Genomic DNA, 25,206 nt, shown 5'->3' with positions numbered 1-25,206 from the left:
CTCAGGCCTCCATCCCGAACGCGCGGGTGAACCGCACGTCGCCTTCCACCATGTCGCGCATGTCGCTGATGCCGTGGCGGAACATCAGGGTGCGTTCGATGCCCATCCCGAACGCGAATCCGGAGTAGACCTCCGGGTCGATGCCGCAGGCGCGCAGCACTCGCGGGTTCACCATGCCGCAGCCGCCCCATTCGACCCAGCGTGGGCCGTCGCGGTGTTGCGGGAACCAGACGTCGAACTCGGCCGACGGCTCGGTGAACGGGAAGTAGTGCGGCCGCCAGCGGGTCCGCGCGTCGGCGCCGAACATCGCCTGGGCGAAGTGGTCGAGGGTGCCCTTGAGGTGCGCCATGGTGATGCCCCGGTCGACGACGAGCCCTTCGACCTGGTGGAACACCGGGGTGTGGGTGGCGTCGAGTTCGTCGGTGCGGTAGACCCGTCCCGGGCAGACCACGTAGATCGGCGGGGTGCGGGTCAGCATGGTGCGGGCCTGCACCGGTGAGGTGTGGGTGCGCAGCACCAGGCCGGGCAGGTCGAGGTGGAAGGTGTCCATCAGCCCACGTGCCGGATGGTCGGGGCTGATGTTGAGCGCGTCGAAGTTGGTCCACTCCAGCTCGGCCTCGGGGCCTTCCGCGATCTCGTAGCCCATCCCGACGAACAGGTCACCGATGCGTTCCATCAGGGTGGTCAACGGGTGCCGGGCGCCGCGCGGGCGGCGGTCGTACGGCAGGGTGACGTCGACGCGTTCCTCGGCGAGCACCCGCCGAGCCCGTTCGGCTTCGAGTTCGCCGCGCCGGGCGTCGTACGCGGTCTGCACGGCGGTACGCGCCTCGTTGACCCGCTTGCCGGCGTCGGACTTGGCGGCCGGCGGCAGCGCGCCGATTTCCCGGCGGGCCAGCGAGATCGGGGCGCGGTCGCCGAGGTGCTGGGGTCGCAGCGCGGTCAACGCGTCCAGGTCGGCGGCGGCGGCGAACGCCTTCTCGGCGTCAGCGACCGCGCCGGTGAGCGCGGCCGGGTCGAGCAGTGCGACCTGTTTCGGATCGTATGGGTCGTTGCGGTAGGTCATGGCGTGCGGGCACTCCCTCGCGGCGTGCGGTCACCGGGGCCGATGACCGGCAAGAGTCTACGGACGCGCGGCGCTGCCGCAGCCCGCCGGTGGGGTGCGCAGGCAGGAAGGGTCGGTCAACCCTGCCGCCCGCCGGAACCGGCGGGCCGGGTAAACAGCCGATGAGGTGGCACACCGCAGCCGGGCCGCCGGTCGCGGCGCGTCGGCTGGGCGTCGACGCGCGCCGGGTAGCTGCGGACGCTCATCGCGTGGGCCTTCCTGGGCGCTGTGCTCTGGCCGAAGTGTACAGGCAGACGGCTGCGGCGGCAGCCAGGTTCAGGCTCTCGGCGCGGCCGTGCAGCGGCACCCGGACCCGGGCGTCGGCCCGGTCGGCCAGCTCGGCCGGCAGGCCGTGCGCCTCGGTGCCGAACAGCCAGGCGGTCGGCGCGGCCAGCGCGCCCGAGTCGGCGAGGTCGTCGAGGTCGGTGTCGCCGTGGCCGGTGGTGGCGAGCACCCGCAGGCCGGCGGCGCGCAGTTCGTCGACGACGTGTGCCGGGTCGTCGTGGCGGACCACGTCGACGTGGAACAGGCTGCCGGCGCTGGCCCGGACGCACTTTCCGTTGTACGGGTCGACGGCGGCGCCAGCGAAGACGACGGTGCCGGCACCGGCGGCGTCGGCGGTGCGCAGCACGGTGCCTGCGTTGCCGGGGTCGCGGATCTCGACCAGCACGGCGGCCAGCGCGGGCCGGCGGTGCAGCGCGCCGTCGAGGGTGACGTCGAGGTGGTCGCAGACGGCGACGACGCCCTGCGGGTTGACGGTCTCGGCCAACGCGGTGAGCGCCGCGTCGTCGACGGTGGAGACGTCAACGCCGGCGCTGGCCGCCGCGACGGTCAGGTCGGTGTGCCGGGTACGCCCGGCGGCGGTGGTGAACAGTTCGCGGACCAGGCCGGGCACGGCGAGCGCCTCCCGGACGGCCTGCGGGCCTTCGGCGAGGAAACGCCGCGTCGCGTCGCGGTCGCGGCGCCGGTGCAGCCGCCGGGCGGCCACGATCCGGGGGGTACGGGTGGTGAACGCCGGCTGCCGGTGGTCGGCCCCGCCGCCGGTGATGGTGGTGGCCGGGACACGGTCGAGGCGCCCGGCTGGCCGTGGTGCGGTCATGCCGGACGCCTCGATTCGTGCCACGTGCGGGTCAGGGTCGCGCCGGTTCAGGCGGCCTGGGCCGCCGCGCCGCCGGTGCCTTCGGCGGCGACCGCCGTGCGGGCCACCTCCACCAGGGCGGCGAACGCGGTGGCGTCGTTGACCGCCAGGTCCGCGAGGACCTTGCGGTCGACCTCGACGCCGGCCAGCTTGAGGCCCTGGATGAGGCGGTTGTAGGTCATCCCGTTGGCTCGGGCCGCCGCGTTGATCCGGGTGATCCACAGCTGCCGGAAGTCGCCCTTGCGGTCGCGACGGTCCCGGTAGGCGTACTGCATCGAGTGCAGCACCTGCTCCTTGGCCTTGCGGTACAGCCGGGACCGCTGGCCCCGGTAGCCGCTGGCGTCCTCCAGCAGGGTACGGCGCTTCTTCTGGGCGTTGACGGACCGCTTGACGCGTGCCATTTCACCTACTCCTTCGGGTCAGTGGCGCGCGTCAGCGGCCGAGCAGCTTCTTGATGCGCTTGACGTCGGCCGGGGACACCTCGACGGTGCCGGTGAGCCGGCGGGTCCGGGTGGAGGGCTTGCCCTCCAGCAGGTGGCGCTTACCCGCCTGCTCGGCCAGGATCTTGCCACGGCCGGTCACCTTGACCCGCTTGCCCATACCGGTGTGGCTCTTCATCTTTGGCATGTGTCGCGTCTCTCCCCTGTCACTCGCCGGTGTTCCCGGCGGGTCCGGCCGTGGCGGCCGGTGGTGGTGCCTCGACGGCACCGGATTCCCGGTCCCGGGAGGCTCCGCCGCCCCGGGCCGCCGTCGCGGCGGCCGCAGCGGCCTTGGTGGCCCGGTGCGGGGCCAACACCATGATCATGTTCCGGCCGTCCTGCTTCGGTGCGGCCTCGACGTACCCCAGGTCGGAGATCTCCGATTCGAGCCGGCGCAGCAGCCGGTAGCCCAGCTCCGGCCGGCTCTGTTCCCGGCCCCGGAACATGATCGTGACCTTGACCTTGTCTCCGGCCTTGAGGAACCGCACCACGTGACCCTTCTTGGTCTCGTAGTCGTGCGGGTCGATCTTGGGTCGGAGCTTCATTTCCTTGATGACGGTCTGCTGCTGGTTACGCCGCGCTTCGCGCGCCTTGAGTGCGCTCTCGTACTTGAACTTGCCGAAGTCCATGAGCTTGCACACCGGCGGACGCGCCATCGGCGCAACCTCAACCAGGTCCAGGTCGACGTCCGCGGCCAGCTGCAGGGCGCGCTCCAGCGGGACGATGCCCACCTGCTCACCCTCAGGGCCGACCAGTCGGACCTCACGTGCCCGGATCTGCTCGTTCACGCGTGGTTCGACGCTGATGGGGCCTCCTCGAGTCGGTAATCTCCGTGGTGCCGTCGCACCCCGGGCCGGCCCCCGGTTGGGGACGCCCCGGGAAAGCAGAAGGCCCTGGCACATGCCAGGGCCTGCTCGACCGGTCGGTGACGCCGTCGACGGCGTCGGCCCGGTGGCGGACGGACCGCCGTCGGGAGACCGGACCCGCCCGCTGGATGGTGGTCCGCGGTACGGGTGGGAGCAGGCGCTCCGCTTTCGCGACTGCCTCCGCCCGGCTGCCGGCTCGCGCCGGCGCCGCCGGTCGAGGGCAGCGTGGTCGACGCGACAAGACTACCAGGCTCCGGCCATAGCCGTACGCCCGGCCGGGTGTCAACCCACGGTGTCAGCCGACGGCGGTCACGATCAACCGGCGGCGGTCGCCGCGCGACCCGCCGCGTGCAGCCGGCGCAACTCCCGGACCGCCTCGACGGCGTGTTCCCGGTCGACGGACTGCAGCGCGAGCATCGGCACCAGCTCGTCGTCGGCCAGCTCCAGGCTGGCCCAGGCGGCGTCCCGGTCGAAGCGGACCGCCGTGACCAGCGACCACGGCAGCTGGTAGGTGCGCAGCACGTTGCGCACCCGTACCCCGTCGGCGTCGGCTTCGACCCGGGGCCGGGTGAACAACAGGATCACGGCGGCCCCCACCAGGCCGAGACCTACCATGGCGGCCTGGTCACCACGCTGGAAGCTGCCCAGATTCGCGCCGGTGGACCCGCGCAGGCCGAAGCTGACCGCAGTGAAGACCAGCAGCAACGCGGCGGCCAGCGACCAGCACATCACCCGCAGCCGGCGGGCACGCACCACCAGCGGCGGCCCGGTCAGCTCGGCGGTCAGCTCGGCGGTCGGATAGGTCGGCTCGTCTGCCACCCGGTCAAGTCTGCCACCGCACCGTCGCGGCCGACCGGCCGGGACCGGCGGGCACCCCGGCCGGACACCAGCACCGCGACGATGATCAGCGCGGCGCCGGCGATGAGACCCGGGCTGACGCCGGGACCGCCGGGGACCAGGACGTCGATCAGCAGCGCCCCGACGAGCTGACCGGCGACCACCCCGAGCCCGGTCCGCAGCACCCCGACCGACCGGACCCCGACCAGCAGCGCCACCACGATGCAGACACCGAACAGCCCGCCGAGGTAGAGGTACCACTCGCCCGGCCACACCCGGCCGGCCGCCGCCCGGTAGCCACCGAGCAGGCCGGCCGCGACCAGCACCAACGGCGTACTGACCACGAAGTTCGCCACCGTGCCCATCGCGGTGGTGCTGGCCGCCGAGACCCGGCCGTTGAGCGCCGACTGGACCGACACCGCCAGCCCGCCGGCCACCGCCAGCGCGATCACCCCGACCGCGAGCTGCCCGACCGGCCGGCCGGCCTGGGCCACCACCACCGCGCCGATGCCGAGCAGCGCCCCGACCAGCCGGGGCATGGTGACGGCGAGCCGGCCGGCGGGGGCCAGCCCGACCCGGTCCACCGCCAGACCGCCGAGGCTGTTGCCGGCGACCTGGGCGATGGTCAGCACCGCCACCCCGAGCACCGGCACCGCGTAGGCGGCGGCGGTGACGAAGAACGCCCCGCCGACCCCGCCGAGGTAGGTCCACCAGGGCAGCCGGGCGGCCCGCAGGGTCCGCAACCCGGCGCGCATCGACGGCAGGAGCAGCAGCCCGACAGCGACCAGCAGCGATCCGCCGATGTTGTTGACCACCGCCCCGATGGCGGCACTGCCCATCCGGGCACCGAGTTCGGCGTTGACCGAGCTCTGCGACGCGGACGCCACCCCACCGAGCCCGGCGACGGCCAGCGCCAGCCAGGGCGGCAGCACCCCGGCGAGGCGGCGCGGGGTCAGCTCGGGCGGATTGCTGGCCGGCGTGGGGCCCGGTGGTGTCACCCGGTCACTCTGACAGCCGGCCACGACAGTGCCTGCGACGGCCCGCTCGGGGTGTCACGTGAAGTCGATCCGGTAGGTCCGGATCCGGGTGCCGTCCTCGCCGGTGACCTCCACGGTGGCGGCCCGGCCTTGCGCGTCCGCCTGGGTCACCGTGATCTCGGCGTACGGGTCGACGGCGGTCGCGGTGACGTGCGGCAGCCGCGGGCCGGCCGGTACGGCGTACCGCGTCGTCGCCGGATCGAAGCCGGCCAGCGGCACCCCGTCGAGCGCGATCGCGGCGGCGTCCGCCTGCGCGGACGTCCCCGGCACCGCCACGGCGACCTCGATCTCACTGAGGGTGATGTGCCGATCCGGGTACGCGGTGAGGATGATCCGCACCGCATCGGTGACGGCCGTGACCGGCACCTCGACCACCGGCGCGGTGGGGGTGCCGACGGGTACGTCCACCGGCCCGCCGGCGTCGACCCAGTCGCCGTGGTCGTCGCGGACCTGGGCCCGCAGACCGCTGGCGTAGCTGTCCGCGCCGTCGCGGTAGAAGTGCACGGCCACCCAGGCGACGGAGTGTTCCCGGGGCAGGGCCACGGTGAGCGTGTCGGTGGGGTTCTTGGCCCCCGGCCGCCAGTTGGACCAGGCCTTGTCGGTGCGGTCGCCGTTGGTCAGGCCCACGGTCGAGTAGCCCGGCTCGGTGAAGGTGGCGTCGATGCCGCTGACCGCGGTCGGCGCCTCGACCGGCGGGGTGACCTGGACTCGGACCGTCGCGGGCAGCTCGGCACCGTCGCCGGCGTCGGCCCGGCCGGTGACGGTGACCACCCCGGGCTGGTCGAACGCGCCGGGCGGCGCGGCGTCCCACCGCACCGGGCGGTCGACGGCGAGGCCCTGGCTGGACAGCGCGGTGACCGTCGCCGGCAGGTCCGGCCGGCCACCGACGAACGCCTTCGCCCGGGCCGGTTCGGTGGCGGCGAGCGTGTCGACGACGACGTTCGCGCGGGCGAGGTGGGTGCGGCCCTGGGCGTCGGTGACCCGACCGCTGACGGGGACGGTGCCGGGCTGCTTCCACCGCACCGGGGCGACGTCACGCCAGGTAACCGGGAGCGGGCCGCCGGGGCCGTCGCGGTGCAGCGCGACGACGCTCGCCGGCAGCGTCGGCGCGGTGCCGGGCGTGGTGAACAGGTCGACCGGTTCGAGCCCGACGACCTTCTCGTCGAGGATCCGCCAGCGCTGGTTGGCGCCGGAGTTCGGCAGCCAGACGGAGACCGCAGCCCCGTCGTGGGTGGCCTGCCCGCTGACGTCGAGCAGCCGGCCGGTGGCGACGTTGACGAAGGTGTACGTCCCGTCGCCGGTGGTGGACAGCATCCACTGGGCGGCCGGGGCGGGTACGCCGTCGGCCGGCACGATCGCGGCGGCGCCGTCGACGACGGCGAGGCGGCGCTGCCCGTCGACGGTGCCGACCGCGTACCGGGCCTGGTTGTCGAAGCCGTCGGTCAACCGGGTGAGCTGCCACAGTTGGGCGGGATCGTGCGGCGTGCCGGTGCGGATGACCGGCGCGTCGCCGGCCGGGGTGAGCGACCGGCCGCTGGGTACACCGTCGATCCGGTAGACGTGGTCGTCGCGGATCAGGGACTCGTCGAGCAGCACGCCGGAGACGCCGTCGATCAGGAAGGTGGTCACCGACCGGGCCGGCACGTCGAGCCGGGCGGTGCGGTCGGTGACGGCCACCGGGGTGCCGGTGCGCAGCGCGCCGGCGGCGCTGGTGACGACCGGGGTGACGGTGGCGTCGGGCGCGACGACGCGGAACGCCGACAGGTCCAGTGCCACGGTACGGGCGTCGGTGCTCGCGTTGACGTGCACCACGGTGGCCCGTTTGCCGGTGGCGATGGCGGCGACGCTGTTCGGGTCGTCGACGGCCATCAGCCGGTCGCCGGGGCGGATGTGGTGGGTGAAGTTGCGCAGCGTGTCGAACTTGGTGTTGGTGTGGATCGGGCAGGTCTGCAGGGTGTCGGCGGCGGTGCAGTCGAACGGCACCTGGATGCTGCCCCAGTTGGAGCCGAGCGGGAACTCGCCGCCGGGCGCCATGTTGTCGTAGTCCTCAACCGGCTGCCACAGCACCCAGGCCGACGGCTCCAGCTCCCGCAGATCGTCGACGACGTGCTGGGCGATGCCCAGACCGGGCAGCATGCTGGTGAAATCCTGCCCGCCGCTGCCGTAGGAGCCCTCCACCTCGCTCATCCACAGCGGTTTGCCTTCGGCCTTGGCGACGTCGCGCACGGCGGTGCGCTGCCCGGTGCCGTAGGTGTGCACGTTGAGCTGCGCGATCCGGTCGCGCACGTCGGCGCCGTAGGCGTTCCAGTTGGTCAGGAAGGTGCCTGGGTTGGTCTCGTCCATCGCCGAGATCACGGTGTCGCTGCCGGCGGCCCGCAACGCGGCGTCCACCGCGTCGATCACCTGCTGCTGACTGGCCGGACCGGCGTGGGCGCCTTCCTGGCGACCACCGACCGGCTGGCCGTCCGGGCCGAGCCGGGTCGACCAGTACGGCGTGTTCGGTTCGTTGAGCGGGTCGATGGTGGCGACGTCGATGCCGTGGGACCGCTCCAGGTGTTCGGTGACCCGCACCAGATAGGTGGCGAAGTCGTCGACGGTGTCCGGGCGGATCTGGTCGGCGGTGGCGTCGAAGCCGCCGGAGACGTAGCCGCTGACCGTCTGGAACCACGGTGGCGAGTTGCTGAACGTCTCCCAGTGGGTGACATCGGCTTTGATCCGGTCGACCCACCAGCGTTGCGCCGGGTCGGCGGCCCAGTTCCAGTGCGTCGGGTCGTCCGGGTCCCACCAGTCGCGGTCGTCGCGGGTGGTACCGGCCGGGGCCTGCCACCAGCCGGGTACGGCACCGCCGGGTCGCAGGTAGTCGGGCACGTCCGGGGCGTTGCCGCCACCGATGTTGTACCGGGCGATGTTGAGGCTCAGCCCGTCGTCGCCGAAGAGCAGTTCGGCGAGCCGGTCGCGGATCTCGTCGGGGTAGCTGCCGGTGGCGTTGGCGAACCAGACCAGGCTGGTCCCCCAGCCCTGGAACTGCTGCCCCCGGTAGGCCGGGTCGGGTCGGACGGTGACCACCGTGGCCGGGGCGTCGGCGACCGGGTCGGGTGCGCCGGCGCGGGCGGCTCCGGTGGCGGGATCCCCGACGGCCGCGACACTGGCGGCGAGGGCGACGGCGCACAGCGCGGCACCGGGTCGGCGGGCCGGCTTGAGTCCTGGCACGGTGGACGGCCTCCTTCGGCGTACGATCAGGGCCAATGTTTACGTAAACATCGGCCCCGATCGTGGCACCGCCGCCCAGCAGCGTCAACCCCCGCTCCCGGCGAACCAGGCTCAGGACCGGGGGCAGGACAATCGCGAGCCGGGATCAGAACGGGAAGCGGCTGATGTCGCCCTGCATGGTGAGCCACTGGGTCTCGGTGAACGCCTCGATGTTGGCGGCCGGTCCACCGAACCGGCCACCGGTGCCGGAGGCACCCACCCCGCCGAACGGTGCCACCGCCTCGTCGTCGACGGTCTGGTCGTTGATGTGCACGATTCCGCTGGGGATCCGGTCGGCCAGGGCCATCGCCTTCATCACGTCCCGGCTCAGGATGCCCAGCGACAGGCCGTACTCGGTGTCATTGGCCAACGCGACCGCCTGGTCCAGGTCGGCGAAGGTCGCGACCGGCGCGACCGGGCCGAACACCTCCTGGGCGAACGCCGGGGTGCTCGGGGTCGCGTCGGCCAGCACCGTCGGCCGGTAGAACAGCTCCTCGTAGGTGCCACCGGCCGCCAACCGGGCCCCGGCGTCGACGCTGGCCGTGACCAGCGAATGGATCTTGTCCCGCTGGTGTTCGTCGATGATCGGGCCGAGCGCCACCTGCCCGGCCGCCGGATCCCCGACCGGCAGGTGGTCGGCCTTGGCCGCCAACTGCTCGACGTACCGGTCGGCGATCCGCTCGTGCACCAGGTGCCGGCCGGTGGCCATGCAGATCTGCCCCTGGTGCAGGAACGACCCCCAGGCGCCGGCCGAGACCGCGAGGTCCAGGTCGGCGTCGTCGAGGACGATCAACGCCGAGTTGCCGCCCAGCTCCAGATGGGCCCGCTTGAGATGGCGGGCGGCGGCCTCGCCCACCTTGCGCCCGGCGGCGGTGGAGCCGGTGAAGCTGACCACCCGCACCCGGGGGTCGGCGATCAGCGACTCGCCGACGGCCGCCCCGCCGGGCAGCACGTGCAGCAGCCCGTCGGGCAGACCCGCCTCCTGGAAGACCCGGGCGATCGACACCCCGCCGCAGACCGCCGTACGCGGATCGGGCTTGAAGACCACCGCGTTGCCCAACGCCAGGGCCGGCGCGATGGACCGGATGGACAGGATCAGCGGGAAGTTGAACGGTGCGATGACGCCGACCACCCCGGCCGGCAGTCGACGCGCCAGACTCAGCCGGGGCTGCCCGCTGGCCAGGATCTCACCGGTCGGGTGCGACGGCAGGGTGGCCGCCTCGTAGCACTCCTGGGCGGCGGTGGTGGTCTCCACCTCGGCCTTCGGCGGCACCGAGCCGGCCTCGCGGATCAACCAGCCACCGATGTCGTCGGCGTACTGCTCGAACAGTTGACCGGCCCGGCGCAGCACGGCGGCCCGCTCCAAATAGCTGGTGGCGGCCCAGTCGCGCTGCGCCTGCGCGGCCCGTACGCAGGCCCGCGTCACGTCGTCGGCGTTGCCGAGACCGACCCGACCGATCTCCTGCCGGGTGGCCGGTGACATGACGGCCATGGTGCCGCCGGCCGCCTCGGTCCAGCCGTCGCTGAAGATCATGCCGTGCCACATCGTCGTGTCGAGTAGTGCCATGAGGAACCTCCGGCCGGTCGGGAATCCGAATCCTCCCTACCTTCCCGCACCAGCACCGGATCCACCTCAGGAACCGGCGTCACCCGTACGAGGAGTTGAGCCGCGACCGGACACGACGACGGCGAGCAGGATCAGTGCCGCACCGACCAGCAGGCCGGCACCCGTCGACGGGCCACCGGGGACGAGCACGTCGATCAGCAGCGCGCCGACGAGCTGCCCACCGAGCACGGCCAGCCCGGTGCGCAGCACACCCACCGACCGGACCCCGACCAGCAGGCCGATCATCACCAGCACCCCGAACAGGCCGCCCAGGTAGAGGAACCACTCCCCCGGCCAGCCGCCGCGCGTCGCGGCACCGAACGCGCCGAGCAGCGCCGCCGTGCCCAGCACGAACGGGGTGGCCACCGCGAAGTTGACCACGGTGGCGGCGGTGGTGGAGCTGGCCGCGGCGACCCGCCCGTTGAGCGCCGACTGCACCGCGACCGCGAGTCCGGCGACGACGGCGACGGCGACCAGCCCGACCGCCAACTGTCCGACCGGGCGACCGACCTGGGCGACGGCTACCGCGACGACGCCGAGCACCGCCCCGGCGATCCGGGGGCCGCTGACCGCGAGCCGGCCCGCCGGAGCCAGCCCGGTCCGGTCCACGGTCAGCCCGCCGAGGCTGTTGCCGGCGACCTGGGCGATGGTGAACACCGCCACGCCGAGCACCGGCACCGCGTAGGTGGCGGCCACCACGAAGAAGCCACCGCCGATCCCGCCGAGATAGCCCCACCAGGGCAGCCGGGCGGCCCGCAGGGTCCGCAGCCCGGCCCGCATCGCCGGGAAGAGCACCAGCCCGAGGGCGATCAGCGACGAGCCGACGATGTTGTTGACGATCGCACCAACCGGCGCGCTGCCCATCCGGGCCCCGAGTTCGGCGTTGACCGCGCTCTGCGACGCGGACGCCACCCCACCGATCCCGGCGACGGCCAGCGCCAGCCAGGGCGGCAGGACCCGCCGCGTGGTCGCGGTCAGAGGCGGCAGGCGTGGATGTCGGTGACCAGGATGGCGCGGGCACCCAGGTCGTACAGCTCGTCCATGATCCGGTGCACCTCGGCACGGCGGACCATCGCCTGCACCGCCACCCAGCCTTCGCGGTGCAGCGGCGAAATGGTCGGCGACTCGATGCCCGGGGTCAGCGCGGTCGCCTGCTCCAGCAGGTCGGCGCGCACGTCGTAGGCGAGCATCACGTACCGGTGGGCGACCAGGACGCCCTGCAGCCGGCGGATCAGCTGGTCGGCCTGCCCGGTGGTGGCGGTACCGGCCGGGTGCACCAGCACCGCCGAGGAGCGCAGGATCGGCTCGCCGACGGTGACCAGCCCGGCCTGACGCAGCGTCGCACCGGTCTCCACCACGTCGGCGATGACGTCGGCGACGCCGAGCCGGATGGCGTTCTCCACCGCGCCGTCGAGCCGGACCACCTCGGCCTTCAGCCCGTGTTCGCCGAGGTAGCTCTCGACCACCCCGGGGTACGCGGTGGCGATGCGCCGCCCGGCGATCTCCTCGGGCACCCGGGTCAGGGTCTCGGGTCGGGCCGCGAACCGGAACGTCGCCCCGCCGAAGTCGAGGTCGAGCAGTTCCTCGGCCGGGCTGGCCGAGTCGATCAGCAGGTCCCGGCCGGTGATGCCGAGCTCCAGTTCACCGGTGCCGACGTAGGTGGCGATGTCGCGGGGCCGCAGGTAGAAGAACTCGACGTCGTTGGCCTCGTCGCGGCAGACGAGGTCCTTGGGGTCGGTGCGCTGGCGGTAGCCGGCCTCGCGCAGCATGTCGGCGGCCGGTCCGGAAAGGGTGCCTTTGTTGGGTACGGCGATGCGCAGCATCTCGGTCTCGCTCCTGATCGATCGACGGTTCACGGTCGCAAGGGCGGGTCAGAGATGTCGGTAGACGTCCTTGAGTTCCAGTCCGGTGGCCAGCATCAGCACCTGCGCCTGGTAGAGCAGCTGGGAGATCTCCTCGGCGGCCCGGTCCGGGCTCTCGTGCTCGGCGGCCATCCACGCCTCGGCGGCCTCTTCGACGACCTTCTTGCCGATGGCGTGCACCCCGCGCTCCAGCGCGGCGACCGTCGACGAGCCGGGGGTCCCGGCCGCCGCCTTGGCCTGCAGCTCGGCGAACAGCTCCTCGAACGTCTTCACGGTGCCCGATTGTGGCAGCCCGGTGACGGGCGGGTCGGCACCGGGTCCGCACCGGTCCATCTGCTGATCACGGTACGGCGGTCGGGCGGGTCGCCAGGTGACGTCAGCGTACGGTGACCGCCGCGTCGACGAGGTGCCGTTCGCCTTCGCCCTCGACCATCGACTCCTCGTACGCCTCGATGGTGTAGTCGCCCGGCGGCAGGGTCAGCTCGGCGAAGCCCTCGCCCCGGCCGGGCGCGCCCGCGTCGAGGGTGACGTACCGCTGGTGGACGATCTTTTCACCCTGGCGGACCCGCAGCTGGGCGGTGGCCTCGTGGACGCTGCCGGCGAGGTGCACGGTGAAGGTCCGCCCGACGGTGTCGCCGTGCTGCGGGTCGATCAGCCAGAGCATGGCCAGGGTGTCCAGCGCGGCCCCCTTGGTGATCTCGTCGCGGGTGTCGACGTGACCCCACAGCCGGGGCACCGGTTCGCCGTCGAGCAGCAGCCGGATCCTCGGGTCGCCGCCGGTGACGCCGGCGACGGTCCAGGCGAGCTGCTGCACCGCGGCGGCGGCCCCGGCGGCGTCGAGGTTGGCGACCCCGGCTCCGGTGATGTTGACCCCGACGATGTCGTACTGGGTCCACACGGTGGCCACGGTGGCCCCGGCCGGCCACAGGGTGCGGTAGTCGGGGTCGGCGAGCCGGGCGGCGGTGAGCATCTCGCCGAGCGCGGCCCGCAGTTCGGCGACGACACCGGTGCCGGTCAGCTGGAACCGGTGGAACTCGCGGTAGAGCCGCAGCCCGTCGCCGTCGGCCGCACCGACGTAGTAGACCGGCAGGGTCGCCACCGGGGTGCCGGCCTGCTGCCCGGCGGCGCCGGCGGTCGGCGGACCACCGGTCGCCGGGCCGGCGCGGTCGGTCGACCCGTCCGTCGGCCCGCTGGTCGGTGCCCCGCTGGTCGGGGCCGGGCCGACACTGGCCGCCCCGGACGGCGGGCCGGGCTGCGGCACCGGCGGCAGGCAGCCGACCACGCCGACCAGGCTGGCGGCGACGGTCGCGGCGGCGGCACCGAGCAGGACCGCCGGCATCCGGCGCCGCCGGTGGGCGTCGATCTTCCCGCGGATCGCGGCCAGCCCGTCGGGTCGTACGTCGGTCCGGTCGGCTTCGGTGTGCAGCGCCCGCCGCAGCAGGTCGGCGGTGCGGGCGTCGCCGGGCTGGTTGTCGTGGTCGGTGTCCATCACAGGCCGTCCAGGCTGGTACGCAGCGCGGCGATGCCGCGTGCGGTGTGGCTCTTCACCGCGCCCCGGCTGACCCCCATCGCGTCGGCGATCTGCGCCTCGGACAGGTCGGCGTAGTAGCGCAGCACGATCGCCTCCCGCTGGCGGGGCGGTAGGGCGCGCAGCGCGGTGATCACGTCGGCGTGGCGGAGCTGGTCGAGGGCGCCGGCTTCGGCGCTGGGTGCGTCGGGGTCGGGCCGGGCGGCGGCCAGGTGGGCCTGCACGACGCGTCGGTGCCGGATCGCCGACCGGCACCGGTTGACCACGGTGACCCGCAGGTAGCCGAGTGCCTTGTCGGCGTCGCGGAGCCGCCACCAGCGGCTGTGCAGGGCCACGTAGGCGTCCTGCACGATCTCTTCGGCCATGCCCGGTTCCCGTAGCAGCAGGGTGGCGAGGCGCACCAGCGGGCGGTAGTGCGCGGCGAACAGGCGGGTGACCGCCTCGTCCGCCGCCCACGTCGACGTCTGTGCCCGCTGTCGTGGCATCGTCCTCCCCGAGCCCAGGTCGGTGACCAGTTCGGGTGTCACGCCACTACGACGTGTCACCAGCGCATCTGGTTTACCGCGTGAGCGGCGGGAACGTGACGGGTCGGACCGGGTCAGGGCGCTGGATCGCGGGGTCGGGTGCCGGTTCGAGGGAGCGGGCTCAGCCCACCGGTACGGCGTGGACGGCCCGCAGGGCCAGTGCGGCATCGAGTACGGCGACCATCGACGACCAGCCCTTGTCCTCGGCAGAGCCGGGCAGCCCGGCCCGGTCGCGGGCCTGGTCGATGGTCTCGACGGTGAGCACGCCGTGCCCGACCGGGGTGGACTCGTCGAGTGACACCCGGGTCAGGCCGTCGGTGACCGACCGGCACACGTAGTCGAAGTGGGCGGTGGCGCCGCGTACCACCACGCCGAGGGCGACCACCGCGTCACAGCGCCGGGCCAGGGCCTGGGCGACGACGGGCAGCTCGACGGAGCCGGCGACCCGGACCACCTGCACGCCGGCGACGCCGCAGGCGTCGGCGGCGGCCAGCGCCCGGGTGAGCATCGCGTCGACCAGGTCGGTGTGCCAGCGGGCGGCGACGACGCCGACGGTGAGGTCGGCGGCGTCGACGGTGGAGACCCCGGGTTCGCCGAATCCGGCCATCAGGCCCGCCCTCCGGACAGTTCGCCGACCGGGTCGAGGCCGTCGAGCAGGTGGCCCATCCGGTCCCGTTTGGTACGCAGGTAGCGCACGTTCTCCGGATGCGGGTGGACGGTCAACGGTTCCCGCCCGATGACGTTCAGGCCGTACCCGGTCAGCCCGGACACCTTGTCCGGGTTGTTGGTGAGCAGCCGGATCGACCGGACCCCGAGGTCGTGCAGGATCTGCGCGCCGGTGCCGTAGTCGCGGGCGTCGGCGGGCAGGCCGAGCTCCAGGTTGGCGTCGACGGTGTCCCGTCCCTGGTCCTGCAGCTGGTAGGCGCGCAGCTTGTGGGCCAGGCCGATGCCGCGGCCCTCGTGCCCGCGCAGGTAGAGCACCACGCCGCGGCCTTCGGCGGCGACCCGGGCCAGGGCTGCGTCCAGCTGCGGGCCGCAGTCGCAGCGCAGCGAGCCGAACACGTCCCCGGTGAGGCACTCGGAGTGCACCCGGACCAGCACGTCCCGGCCGTCGTCGAGGTCACCGTGGACCAGGGCGATGTGTTCGGCCGGGTCGTGGGCGACCCGGTAGCCGACGGCGCGGAACACCCCGTACGGCATCGGCAGCCGGGCCTGCGCGACCCGCTCGACGTGGGTCTCGGTCCGCCGCCGGTGGGCGATCAGGTCGGCGATGGTGATCAGGGTGAGCCCGTGGTCGGCGGAGAACTTCTCCAGGTCGGGCAGGCGCATCATGGTGCCGTCGTCGTTGACCAGCTCGCAGAGCACCCCGGCGGGGTGCAGCCCGGCGAGGCGGGCCAGGTCGACGGCGGCCTCGGTGTGTCCGGGCCGCTGCAGCACACCGCCGACGCGGGCGCGCAGCGGCACGATGTGGCCGGGCCGGGACAGGTCGGCCGGGCCGGCGTCGGGGTCGGCGAGCAGCCGCAGGGTGTGTGCCCGGTCGGCGGCGGAGATGCCGGTGCTGACGCCTTCCCGGGCGTCGACGGTGACGGTGTACGCGGTGCCCCGCCGGTCCTGGTTGGTGTGGTACATCGGCGGCAGGTCGAGCCGGTCGCACTCGGCCTCGGGCAGCGGCGCGCAGATGTAGCCGGAGGTGTGGCGCACCATGAACGCGACGAGTTCGGCGGTGGCGTGTTCGGCGGCGAAGATCAGGTCGCCTTCGTTCTCCCGGTCGGCGTCGTCGACGACCACCACGGCCCGGCCGGCGGCCAGGTCGTCGAGGGCCTGTTCGACGGTGCCGAACCCGGCGGCGGTCACGGGCGGACCCCGCCGACGGACCGTGCCCCGTCCAGTTGCTTCGCCACGTACTTCGCGATCACGTCGACCTCCAGGTTGACCAGGGCCCCGACCGGTTTCCGGCCGAGGGTGGTGAGTTGCAGAGTGGTGGGGATCAGCCCGACGCCGAACCAGCCGGCCGTGCCGGACCCGCCGGCCGCGGCCCCGGCCGGCGCTGGGGCCGGGGCCGTGGCGTCGCCGTCGGACACCTCCATGACGGTCAACGAGACGCCGTCGACCGCGATCGAACCTTTCTCCACGACGTACCGGTCAAGGCCGGTGGGCAGGCTGAACCGGACCTGCTCCCAGCGGTCGCCGGGGGTGCGCCCGACGACGGTGGCGACCCCGTCGACGTGGCCCTGCACCAGGTGTCCGCCGAGGCGGGTGGCGAGGGTGGCGGCGCGTTCCAGGTTGACCGGGTCACCGGGCCGCAGTGTCCCCAGTGAGCTGCGGTCGAAGGTCTCCTTCATGACGTCGACGGCGAACCGTTGCCCGTCGACGGAGACGACGGTGAGGCAGACGCCGTTGACCGCGATGGAGTCGCCGTGCCGGGCGTCGGCGGCGACCAGTGGGCCGTGGACGGTGAGCACGCCGCTGTCGCCGTGCCAGTCGAGCGGGCCGGCCTCGCCCAGCTCCTCGATGATGCCGGTGAACATCGACTCAGCCCTCTTTCTGCCGGGGTACGGCGGTGATCCGCAGGTCGGGGCCGACCTGGGTGACGTCGACGATGGTCAGGTCGATGGCGTCGGCGATGGTGCGCACTCCGGCGTCGGCGAGCGCGGCGGGGCCGGCGCCGAGCAGTTTCGGGGCGAGGTAGCCGACCACCCGGTCGACCAGGCCGGCGCGCAGGAACGCCCCGGCGAGCACCGGGCCGCCTTCGAGCAGCGCGGAGCGGATGCCCCGGTCGTAGAGGGCGGTCAGCAGGGCGGTCAGGTCGACCCGGCCGCGGTGGTCGGCACCGACGTCCGCGGTGGTGACGATCCAGGTGCCGGCGGCGGCGTCGCGGACCCGGGCGTGGGCCGGGGTACGCCCGGAGCTGTCCACGATCACCCGCAGCGGCTGCCGGACAGCAGGGCCGGCTGCGTTCGGGTTCCGGACGGTGAGCCGGGGGTCGTCGGCGAGCACGGTGCCGACGCCGGCGATGATCGCGTCGGCGGTGCCGCGCAGCGTGTGGACGTCGGCGCGGGCCGCCTCCGAGGTGATCCACATGCTGGTGCCGTCGGCGGCGGCGGAGCGGCCGTCGAGCGTGGCGGCGTACTTCCAGATGATGTAGGGGCGGCGCCGGCGGACGGCGGTCAGCCAGGCGATATTGGCGTCCTCAGCCTCGTCGGCGCGCAGCCCGACCTCGACGTCGATGCCGGCGGCGCGCAGCGTCTCGGTGCCGCCGGCGGCGATCGGGTTGGGGTCGGGCACGGCCAGCACGACGCGGGCGAGGCCGGCGTCGACCAGGGCGGTGGAGCAGGGTCCGGTGCGCCCGACGTGGTTGCACGGTTCGAGGGTGACGACGGCGGTGCCGCCGCGGGCCCGGTCGCCGGCCTGGGCGAGGGCGGCGATCTCGGCGTGCGGCCCGCCGGCGTAGGCGTGGAAGCCTTCGCCGACGACGTGGCCGGCGGTGTCGAGCAGGACGCAGCCGACGATGGGGTTGGGGCTGACCGAGCCGAGGCCACGGACCGCGAGGTCGATGGCGCGCCGCATCGCCTCGTCTTCGGAGAGGATCGCCATGGCCGTTTCTCTTCTCCTCGCCTGCCGGGGTGCGCGGCGGGCGGGAGGTGCCGGGCCCGGTGGGGGTGGCCGGCGACAGCGTGGCGGCGGCGGAACGCCTCGGCGCGCGGCCACGACGGACCGGCCCCGGGGCGCTGCACGGGTACGGCGGTGCCGGTCGGCACGCCACACCTGAGCGTCCGTTCCGCGCGCTGTCTCCCATCCGGACTGTCTGGGCCGGTCCGTGCCAGGTCGGCACGGTCTGGCCCAACCGTCGGCTCCGGAGTCTCACCGGATCCACCGGGCGTCGTCTGCGACGACGACCGGGTCGCGGGCTGGCCACGGCTTGCGCCGTGGATCACCGCCGGTTCGGAATTTCACCGAGTCCCGCCAGCGCGTGGTGGGTGCTTCTCCGAGTGTTACACGGCACACGGGGATCATCGCCAGAGACGCGACCGACCTCACAACTGTCGGATACCCGACAGCAGGTCGGTCGTCGGCCCGTTCGGGCAGGTCAGCTGGTGGACAGCCGGCGGTCGACCGCGATATACGACCCGGGCTGGCTCTTGGCGACCGACTTCATCTCGTTGGCCACCGTAATGATCTCGCGGGGGTCGCTGAACCGGCGGCTGCCCGCCGACACCGCCACCCCGACCGAGAGGGTGACCAGAGCCGCCTTCTGCAGGTTGCCGCGCCGGTCCTTGACCTCCACGTAGCCGCGCCGGGCGTCGGACGGGTCGTAGAGCTCGTCGGCGGCCTTCTCGAAATCGAGGATCGCCTGCTCGATGATCGGCCGCACCTGTTCGGGCGCGCAGACCACCACGAAGTCGTCGCCGCCGATGTGGCCGAGGAACGCCGGCGGCAGCCCGATCGACACCACCGCCCGGTGCATGCACCGGGCCAACGCGGAGATGAACTCGTCGCCCCGGGCGAAGCCGTACACGTCGTTGACGCTCTTGAACCGGTCGATGTCGACGTAGCCGACGGCGTAGTCGGCACCGCTGCGGACCCGGTCGGTGATCTCCCGGCTGACCCGGGTGTTACCCGGCAACCCGGTCAACGGGGACACCTCGCGGTACTCGCGGTTGCGCCGCAGGGTGGAGCTGACCCGGGCGATCAGCTCCGAGGTGTCGAACGGCTTGACCAGGTAGTCGTCGGCGCCAGCGGTCAACCCGACGACCTTGTCGACGGTCATCCCCTTGGCGGTCAGCATGATGATCGGCAGCGCGGCGGTCATCGGGTCGGCCCGCAGCCGCCGGGTCAGGTCCAGGCCGCCGATGCGGGGCATCATCAGGTCGACCACGGCCAGGTCGGGGCGGTGCCGTTCGATGATCTCCAGCGCCTCCTGACCGTCGTGGGCGAGCATCACGTCGAAGCCGTGCAACCGCAGGTTGACCTCGACGAACCGGGCGATGTCGACGTCGTCGTCGACGACCAGGATCAGGTCCGGCCGGGACTCGGCCCCTTCCGGGCTCACCACCGTGGCGCGGTCCGCTCGGCGATCTGCCGCAGTGCGCGGACCGCCTCGGCGGGATCCTCGGCGCCGTACACGGCGGTGCCGGCGACGAATGCGTCCGCGCCGGCCGCGGCGGCCTGCTCGATGGTGTCTGCGGCGATTCCGCCGTCGACCTCGATCCGCAACTCCAGGTGGCCGCTGGCGACGTGCCGGCGGGCCGCGCGGACCTTGTCCAGCATCTCCGGGATGAACCGCTGGCCGCCGAACCCGGCCTTGATCGTCATGATCAGCAGCGTGTCGAAGCTGGGCAGCAGCTCCAGGTAGTCCTCCACCGGGGTGTCCCGGTCGACCGCCAGGCCGGCCTTGGCCCCGGCCGACCGCAGCTCCTTGGCCAGCGCCACCGGGTCGTCGCAGGCCTCGGCGTGGAAGGTGACGTTGTACGCGCCGGCGTCGGCGTAGCCCGGTGCCCAGCGGCGCGGGTCGGTGATCATCAGGTGCACGTCGAACGGCAACGAGGTGGCCGGCAGCAGGCTCTGCACCACCGGCAGCCCGATGGTCAGGTTCGGCACGAAGTGGTTGTCCATCACGTCGACGTGCAGCCAGTCCGCCGCACCCTCGACCGCGCGGGCCTCGTCGGCCAGGCGGGAGAAGTCGGCGGCCAGGATGCTGGGCGCGATGAGCGGCGCTGGTGCGGTCACCGCGCCAGTCTACGAACGTGAGCAAGCGTTCCACACCCGCCTTGACCATCGCCCGCCCGACGGGTGGTCCGGTGGTCGGACCTGCCGACGCACGGTCGGCGGTCGGCGGACACTCCGGCCTGCGACCAGACGTCACAGCTGGGTGAGCCGACCCAACAATCCGCACGAATGCGCTATTGACCGCCTTTTGCCGACATCACACAACGGGGTCGAGGTGGCTCGAATAACACCATGATCTACCAACGGCAATGCAAAATTTCTGATTGTAGCTGCGCCAGCACCTTCGGTAAGGTAGCCGCCATGACCGACACGCGTCGCGTCGACGCAGATCCGGCTGCCCGCAACAGATCGAGGCCAGTTCCACGGCTCAGCTTCCGGGAAAATCTCGCCGGGATGCGGGCTATGCGCCGGGACCAGCTTGCTTTTCTGCAGGAGGCGGTCCGTAACCACGGCGACATCTTCAGGATACGTCTCGGTGGTATGCCGATGGTAGTTATCACCAACCCGGAGCACATCCACCACGTCCTGGTCGACAAGCACGCCAACTACGACAAGGAGAACTTCCTCTGGCGTACGGTCCGGGCGATCCTACGGGAAGGGCTGATCGGCAACCGGGGCGACGAGACCTGGCAGCGCAACCGCCGGCTGATGCAGCCGACGTTCAACAATGCCAGCGTGGCCCGGTTCGCGCCGAACATGACCGGCCTGACCGCGGACATGATCCACCGATGGGCACCGGAGGCCGCCTCCGGTCAGCCGGTCGACGTCGTCGGACCGCTCACCGACCTGGCGCTGAAGATCGTCCTGCGGTCGCTGTTCGGCGTCGAGCCCGACGAGCGCAGCCACCGGTTCGAACGCGACTTCCTGGAGGTCAACCGCCGGCTCGGCGACTTCCTCCGGTTCCCCTTCCCGCCGCTGAGCTGGCGCACCCCGTCCCGCAACCGGATCCGGGCACTGACCCGGGAGCTGGACGGCTTCGTCCGCTACCTGATCGACACCCGCCAGCACGAGAACGACGGCGACCACCGGGACCTGTTCAGCCTGCTGCGACACGCGGTCGACCCGGTCACCGGCACCGGGCTCACCCCGGAGCAGCTCTCCAACGAGATCCTGGCGATGATCGTCGCCGGGTACGAGACCACCAGCAACTCGATCTCCTGGGTGTACTACCAGCTGGCCCGCCACCCGCAGGTGCAACAACGGGTGCACGACGAGGTCGACACGGTCCTCGACGGACGGGTGCCGACCTTCGACGACCTGACCCGGCTGCCGTACACCCGGATGGTCATCGACGAGACGCTGCGGCTGTTCACCCCCGCCTGGCAGACGATGCGGCGGGCGGTGACCGACGACGTGATCGACGGCTACCTCATCCCGCAGGGCACCGAGGTGCTGATGAACCTGTTCCTGCTGCACCGGCACCCGGACTTCTGGCCCGACCCGGACCGCTTCGACCCCGACCGGTTCACCCCGGCGGCGGTCGCGGCCCGGCCCCGGCACGCCTACCAGCCGTTCGGCAGCGGTCCCCGGCACTGCATCGGCAAACACTTCGCCCGTACCGAACTGCACCTGATCACGGTGATGCTCGCCCAGGCGTTCTCGGTCAGCCTGCCCGAGGGCGCACCGCCGGTCGGCTTCGCACCGCTGGTCACGCTGCACCCGGCGGGCGGCATGCGACTCCGACTGCACCGCCGCTGACCTGCGGCATCGCTGACCTGCACTGCCGCCCCGCGCCCCGTCGCTGGTCGGTCCGTCGCGTCGACCCGTGGAAAGTGAGAAGAGCATGTCCCCGCAGGTACGCAGCCGCGCCCCGGGCGGCACCCGGGAGATTCCCACCGTCACGCCGGGCAGCGGCGTCGGCGGCACCCTGGCCTTCAAACGCGACCAGCTCGCCTTCCTCGGCCGGGGCGTCGACCGCTACGGCGACATTTTCCGGTTCCGTCCGCTGGGCATCCCGATGGTGCTGGTCAACCATCCCGACTACATCCGTCACGTGCTGGTCGACGAGGGCGAGAAGTACGACAAGAACGCCGTCCTGTTCAAGGTCGTCCGGCCGGTGCTACGCAAAGGTCTCATCGCCAACCCGGACATGGATCTGTGGCGACGGCAACGGCGGATGATGGCGCCGCACTTCACACCCCGTACGGTCAGCTCTTTCACCCGGAACATGACCGACGAGGCCGAACAAATGCTCGTCCGGTGGGAACGGAATTACGGCCGGGGCGGCACCCTGGACGTCACCGACGAGATCGGCCAACTCGCCCTGCGAATCGTCAACCGGTCGCTGTTCAGCGCGCAGGTCGGCGACATCGCGCAGGCCTTCGAACGGGCATTCGGCGAGGCCAACGCGATCCTCGGCGCGTTCTTCCGGTTCCCGTTCCCGCCGCTGAGCGTGCCGACCCCCCGGCACCGCCGGCTGCGGGCCGCGATCGCCGACATGGACACCTTCGTGTCGACGTTCATCAACCGCCGGCTACGCGAGGAGGTGCCCACCGGCGAGGAGACCGACCTGCTCACCCTGCTGCTGCACACCGTCGACGAGACCGACGGCCAGCGGATGGACCTGGAGCAGCTGCACCACGAGGTGCTCAACATCTGCATCGGCGCCTACGAGACCACCACCAACACCCTGTCCTGGGCGTTCTACCTGCTCGCCCGGCATCCCGAGGTGGAGGCGAAGCTGCACGCCGAGGTCGACTCGGTGCTCGCCGGGCGGACGCCGACCTTCGAGGACCTGCCCCGGCTGCCGTACACCCGGATGGTCGCCGACGAGACGCTGCGCATCTACTCGCCGGCGTACCAGTTCATGCGCCGGGCCAGCTCAGCCGACGTGATCGACGGCTACCGGGTGCCGGCCGGCACCAACATGCTGATCAACAGCTACCTGCTGCACCGGCACCCCGACTTCTGGGACGACCCGGAACGCTTCGACCCGGAGCGGTTCACCCCGGAGCAGGTGGCGCGCCGCCCGAAACACGTCTACGTGCCGTTCGGCAGCGGCCACCGGGTCTGCATCGGCAAACACTTCGCGCTGTCCGAGCTGGTCCTGGTGCTGGCCACGGTGGCCCGCCGGCACCGGCTCGTACTGCCACCGGGCGCACCCGAGGTACGGCCGGAGGCGCTGATCACCCTGCACCCCAAGGGCGGGGTCCACCTCAACCTGGAGTACCGGTGACCTTCACGGACGACACAGCCAGCCAGCTGACCCTCGACCCGGTCCAGCGGACCCTCGACCGTTTCCCGTACCAGCTCAACCCGCACGTCGAACAGGCCCGCACACACCTGACCAGCTGGGTACGCGACACCGGACTGGTGCTGCGTGAACAGGCCCGCGCCCGATTCGACCACGCCGACTTCGGCTGGTTCGCGTCGATGGTGTACCCGACCGCGGACGCGGCGCACGCCGAACTGATGGCCGACTGGTTCGCCTGGCTGTTCCTGGTCGACGACCAGTTGGACGACGGTGCCGACGGGCGCAGCCCGCAGCATCTCGCCGAGGTGATGGCCGCCATGCGGCGGGTGCTGTCCGCCGACGACTTCGGCGCCGCCGACGCGCGGCGCCGGGACCTGCCCCGGGCGGTGTCCTCGCTGGCCGACCTGTGGCGGCGTACCGCGCCGGACGCCACCGCCCGCTGGCGGCGACTGTTCGTCCGGCACCTGGAACAGTGTCTGACCACCGCCGCCACCTGGGAGGCCGGCAACCGGCTCGCCGGCATCGTGCCGGACGAGGCCACCTACATCGAGAAGCGCCGGCACACCGGGGCGATCTACGTCTGCATGGACTTCATCGACGTCGTCGAACGAATCGACATGCCCGACGAGGTGTACGACAGCGCGCCGTTCCGTACCGCGCTCGACGCCGCCTGCAACGTGGTCTGCTGGACCAACGACATCTACTCACTGGACAAGGAACGCGCTCTCGGCGAGGTGCACAACCTGACGTACATCGTCGGCTACCACCATGGGCTGGACCGCGACGCGGCGGTGCACCGGGTGACCCGGGCAATCGACGCCGAAACCGACCTGTACCTGGCCGCGCAGGCGCAGCTGCGGCGGACCTTCCCCGGCCGGGCGGCGGTGCTGGAGCCGTACCTGGCCGGGATGCGCAGCTGGATGCGCGGCAACGTCGACTGGTCCAGCCGGACAAAGCGCTACCAGCCGACGCAGACGACCACCGAACCGGCACCGCAGGAGTATCTGGAGGCCACGTTGCTCGGGAGCCAGGGTTGACCGCCGCGACCACCGCACAACGCGACGCCTGGGCGCGGCTGGCGGCGACGCGGACGTTGATCGGGCCGCAGCTGCGCCGCGCCGTCGACCGGCTCGCCGAGCCGATCCACACCGTCGCCGGCTACCACTTCGGCTGGTACGCCGCCGACGGCAGCCCGGCCGACGCCGGCTGGGGCAAGGGGCTGCGTGGTGGTCTGGCGCTGGCCGGTGCCGAGGCGGTCGGCGCCCCGGCGGACCGAGCGGTGCCGGCGGCGGTCGCGGTGGAGCTGGTGCACAACTTCACCCTGCTGCACGACGACGTGATGGACGGCGACCGGACCCGGCGGGGCCGGCCCACGGCCGGGGCCGCGTTCGGCGACGCGCAGGCCATCCTGGCCGGTGACGCGCTGCTCGCGCTGGCCTTCGACACGGTACGCGGGCAGGCCGCCCCGGCCGCCGCCGAGCTGTGCCAGGTGCTGCTGGAGCTGGTGGCCGGGCAGAGCGCCGACGTGGCGTTCGAGTCGCGTACCGCCGTGGGGTTGGACGCCTGTCTGGCGATGGCGGCCGGCAAGACGGCGTCGCTGATCGGCGCCGCCTGTGCGGTCGGCGCGATCAGCGGCGGCGCCGCCCCGGACCGGGTCGACGGCCTGAAGGGGTACGGCCACCACCTGGGGATGGCGTTCCAGCTGGTCGACGATCTGCTCGGCATCTGGGGCGACCCGGCGGTGACCCGCAAGCCGGTCGGTGCCGACCTGCGGCAGCGCAAGAAGTCGCTGCCGGTGGTGTTCGCGATGGGCAGCGGCACGCCGGCCGGTGCCGAGCTGGCCTCGCTCTACGCGATACCGGGCGGGTTCACCGACGGGCAGGTGGCCCGGGCCGCGCTGCTCGTCGAGCAGGCCGGCGGCCGGGACTGGGCGGAGCGGGAGGCGGACCGGCACCGGGCGGCGGCGCTCGACCGGCTGGCGGCGGCCCGGCCCGAAGCCGACGCGGGTACGGTGCTCGCCCAGTTCGCCGACCTGGCCGCCCACCGGGACCGCTGAGC

Annotated in this window: 24 protein-coding genes and 1 riboswitch; of the genes, 4 read left to right on the top strand and 20 right to left on the bottom strand. The window is 72.7% G+C overall.

Annotated features, from left to right (window positions below):
- Window position 1: 1 nt before the first annotated feature.
- The 20 genes from pheS to rpe all read right to left on the bottom strand — a co-directional run bounded on the left by pheS (window position 2) and on the right by rpe (window position 19,955).
- The gene (gene pheS, locus ACN27J_RS02870; RefSeq protein WP_421363235.1) at window positions 2-1,063 is read right to left on the bottom strand and encodes a phenylalanine--tRNA ligase subunit alpha; all 1,062 of its coding nucleotides are present in this window, start codon (window positions 1,061-1,063) and stop codon (window positions 2-4) included.
- Window positions 1,064-1,304: 241 nt separating this feature from the next.
- Window positions 1,305-2,201 carry a TrmH family RNA methyltransferase gene (locus ACN27J_RS02865; RefSeq protein WP_421363232.1) on the bottom strand — a complete coding sequence of 299 codons (897 nt, stop codon included), beginning with the start codon at window positions 2,199-2,201 and terminating at the stop codon, window positions 1,305-1,307.
- Window positions 2,202-2,248: 47 nt separating this feature from the next.
- Window positions 2,249-2,641: a 50S ribosomal protein L20 gene (gene rplT, locus ACN27J_RS02860; protein ID WP_123601272.1), complete on the bottom strand. Its 393-nt coding sequence runs from the start codon at window positions 2,639-2,641 to the stop codon at window positions 2,249-2,251.
- 31 nt (window positions 2,642-2,672) lie between these two features.
- The gene (gene rpmI / locus ACN27J_RS02855; protein ID WP_123601271.1) at window positions 2,673-2,867 is read right to left on the bottom strand and encodes a 50S ribosomal protein L35; all 195 of its coding nucleotides are present in this window, start codon (window positions 2,865-2,867) and stop codon (window positions 2,673-2,675) included.
- A gap of 19 nt (window positions 2,868-2,886) precedes the next feature.
- Window positions 2,887-3,507, bottom strand: a complete 621-nt coding sequence (gene infC, locus ACN27J_RS02850; protein ID WP_123601270.1) for a translation initiation factor IF-3 — start codon at window positions 3,505-3,507, stop codon at window positions 2,887-2,889.
- Window positions 3,508-3,900: 393 nt separating this feature from the next.
- Window positions 3,901-4,314: a PH domain-containing protein gene (locus ACN27J_RS02845; protein ID WP_421372085.1), complete on the bottom strand. Its 414-nt coding sequence runs from the start codon at window positions 4,312-4,314 to the stop codon at window positions 3,901-3,903.
- Between the two features lie 53 nt (window positions 4,315-4,367).
- Window positions 4,368-5,420 carry a DMT family transporter gene (locus ACN27J_RS02840; protein WP_421363228.1) on the bottom strand — a complete coding sequence of 351 codons (1,053 nt, stop codon included), beginning with the start codon at window positions 5,418-5,420 and terminating at the stop codon, window positions 4,368-4,370.
- Between the two features lie 54 nt (window positions 5,421-5,474).
- The gene (locus tag ACN27J_RS02835; protein WP_421363225.1) at window positions 5,475-8,669 is read right to left on the bottom strand and encodes an Ig-like domain-containing protein; all 3,195 of its coding nucleotides are present in this window, start codon (window positions 8,667-8,669) and stop codon (window positions 5,475-5,477) included.
- A 145-nt stretch (window positions 8,670-8,814) separates the two neighbouring features.
- Window positions 8,815-10,275, bottom strand: a complete 1,461-nt coding sequence (locus tag ACN27J_RS02830) for a benzaldehyde dehydrogenase (protein ID WP_421363222.1) — start codon at window positions 10,273-10,275, stop codon at window positions 8,815-8,817.
- 66 nt (window positions 10,276-10,341) lie between these two features.
- A complete protein-coding gene (locus tag ACN27J_RS02825; protein ID WP_421372084.1) occupies window positions 10,342-11,250 on the bottom strand; it encodes a DMT family transporter in 909 nt (302 codons plus the stop codon).
- Between the two features lie 38 nt (window positions 11,251-11,288).
- A complete protein-coding gene (gene hisG / locus ACN27J_RS02820) occupies window positions 11,289-12,137 on the bottom strand; it encodes an ATP phosphoribosyltransferase (RefSeq protein ID WP_421363219.1) in 849 nt (282 codons plus the stop codon).
- Window positions 12,138-12,185: 48 nt separating this feature from the next.
- Window positions 12,186-12,449 carry a phosphoribosyl-ATP diphosphatase gene (locus ACN27J_RS02815; RefSeq protein WP_282227667.1) on the bottom strand — a complete coding sequence of 88 codons (264 nt, stop codon included), beginning with the start codon at window positions 12,447-12,449 and terminating at the stop codon, window positions 12,186-12,188.
- A 103-nt stretch (window positions 12,450-12,552) separates the two neighbouring features.
- Window positions 12,553-13,665 (bottom strand): Gmad2 immunoglobulin-like domain-containing protein, encoded by a 1,113-nt coding sequence (locus tag ACN27J_RS02810; protein WP_421363217.1) that lies wholly within the window; start codon window positions 13,663-13,665, stop codon window positions 12,553-12,555.
- A complete protein-coding gene (locus tag ACN27J_RS02805; protein WP_199757527.1) occupies window positions 13,665-14,231 on the bottom strand; it encodes a SigE family RNA polymerase sigma factor in 567 nt (188 codons plus the stop codon). The genes ACN27J_RS02810 and ACN27J_RS02805 overlap by 1 nt, the downstream gene beginning before the upstream one ends.
- A 118-nt stretch (window positions 14,232-14,349) precedes the next feature.
- Window positions 14,350-14,835, bottom strand: a complete 486-nt coding sequence (ribH, locus tag ACN27J_RS02800; protein ID WP_421363214.1) for a 6,7-dimethyl-8-ribityllumazine synthase — start codon at window positions 14,833-14,835, stop codon at window positions 14,350-14,352.
- Window positions 14,835-16,082 (bottom strand): bifunctional 3,4-dihydroxy-2-butanone-4-phosphate synthase/GTP cyclohydrolase II, encoded by a 1,248-nt coding sequence (locus ACN27J_RS02795; protein WP_421363211.1) that lies wholly within the window; start codon window positions 16,080-16,082, stop codon window positions 14,835-14,837. The genes ribH and ACN27J_RS02795 overlap by 1 nt, the downstream gene beginning before the upstream one ends.
- Complete coding sequence (locus ACN27J_RS02790) at window positions 16,079-16,756, bottom strand: riboflavin synthase (protein WP_421363208.1); 678 nt, start codon at window positions 16,754-16,756, stop codon at window positions 16,079-16,081. Before ACN27J_RS02790 ends, ACN27J_RS02795 begins: the two co-directional genes overlap by 4 nt.
- Window positions 16,757-16,760: 4 nt before the next feature.
- Window positions 16,761-17,822 carry a bifunctional diaminohydroxyphosphoribosylaminopyrimidine deaminase/5-amino-6-(5-phosphoribosylamino)uracil reductase RibD gene (ribD, locus tag ACN27J_RS02785; RefSeq protein ID WP_421363205.1) on the bottom strand — a complete coding sequence of 354 codons (1,062 nt, stop codon included), beginning with the start codon at window positions 17,820-17,822 and terminating at the stop codon, window positions 16,761-16,763.
- Window positions 17,823-18,008: 186 nt separating this feature from the next.
- Window positions 18,009-18,200: riboswitch (FMN riboswitch) on the bottom strand.
- A gap of 115 nt (window positions 18,201-18,315) precedes the next feature.
- Window positions 18,316-19,281: a GGDEF domain-containing response regulator gene (locus tag ACN27J_RS02780; RefSeq protein WP_421363202.1), complete on the bottom strand. Its 966-nt coding sequence runs from the start codon at window positions 19,279-19,281 to the stop codon at window positions 18,316-18,318.
- On the bottom strand, window positions 19,275-19,955 hold the full coding sequence (gene rpe, locus ACN27J_RS02775; protein WP_421363199.1) for a ribulose-phosphate 3-epimerase: 681 nt from the start codon (window positions 19,953-19,955) through the stop codon (window positions 19,275-19,277). Before rpe ends, ACN27J_RS02780 begins: the two co-directional genes overlap by 7 nt.
- A 300-nt stretch (window positions 19,956-20,255) precedes the next feature.
- Between rpe and ACN27J_RS02770 the strand changes: the two genes are divergently transcribed.
- From ACN27J_RS02770 to ACN27J_RS02755, 4 genes are all read left to right on the top strand, one after another.
- A complete protein-coding gene (locus tag ACN27J_RS02770; RefSeq protein ID WP_421363197.1) occupies window positions 20,256-21,653 on the top strand; it encodes a cytochrome P450 in 1,398 nt (465 codons plus the stop codon).
- 67 nt (window positions 21,654-21,720) lie between these two features.
- Window positions 21,721-23,130: a cytochrome P450 gene (locus ACN27J_RS02765; RefSeq protein ID WP_421363194.1), complete on the top strand. Its 1,410-nt coding sequence runs from the start codon at window positions 21,721-21,723 to the stop codon at window positions 23,128-23,130.
- The gene (locus ACN27J_RS02760; RefSeq protein ID WP_421363191.1) at window positions 23,127-24,185 is read left to right on the top strand and encodes a terpene synthase family protein; all 1,059 of its coding nucleotides are present in this window, start codon (window positions 23,127-23,129) and stop codon (window positions 24,183-24,185) included. The genes ACN27J_RS02765 and ACN27J_RS02760 overlap by 4 nt, the downstream gene beginning before the upstream one ends.
- Entirely contained in the window at window positions 24,182-25,204 is a 1,023-nt protein-coding gene (locus tag ACN27J_RS02755) for a polyprenyl synthetase family protein (RefSeq protein ID WP_421363189.1), read from the top strand. Before ACN27J_RS02760 ends, ACN27J_RS02755 begins: the two co-directional genes overlap by 4 nt.
- Window positions 25,205-25,206 lie beyond the last annotated feature (2 nt).

Origin of the sequence: Solwaraspora sp. WMMB762 (genome assembly GCF_049179115.1) — a bacterium.
GTDB lineage: Bacteria > Actinomycetota > Actinomycetes > Mycobacteriales > Micromonosporaceae > Micromonospora_E.
Note: the sequence above shows the minus strand (reverse complement) of the source record. Positions and strands in the feature narration are given on the sequence as shown.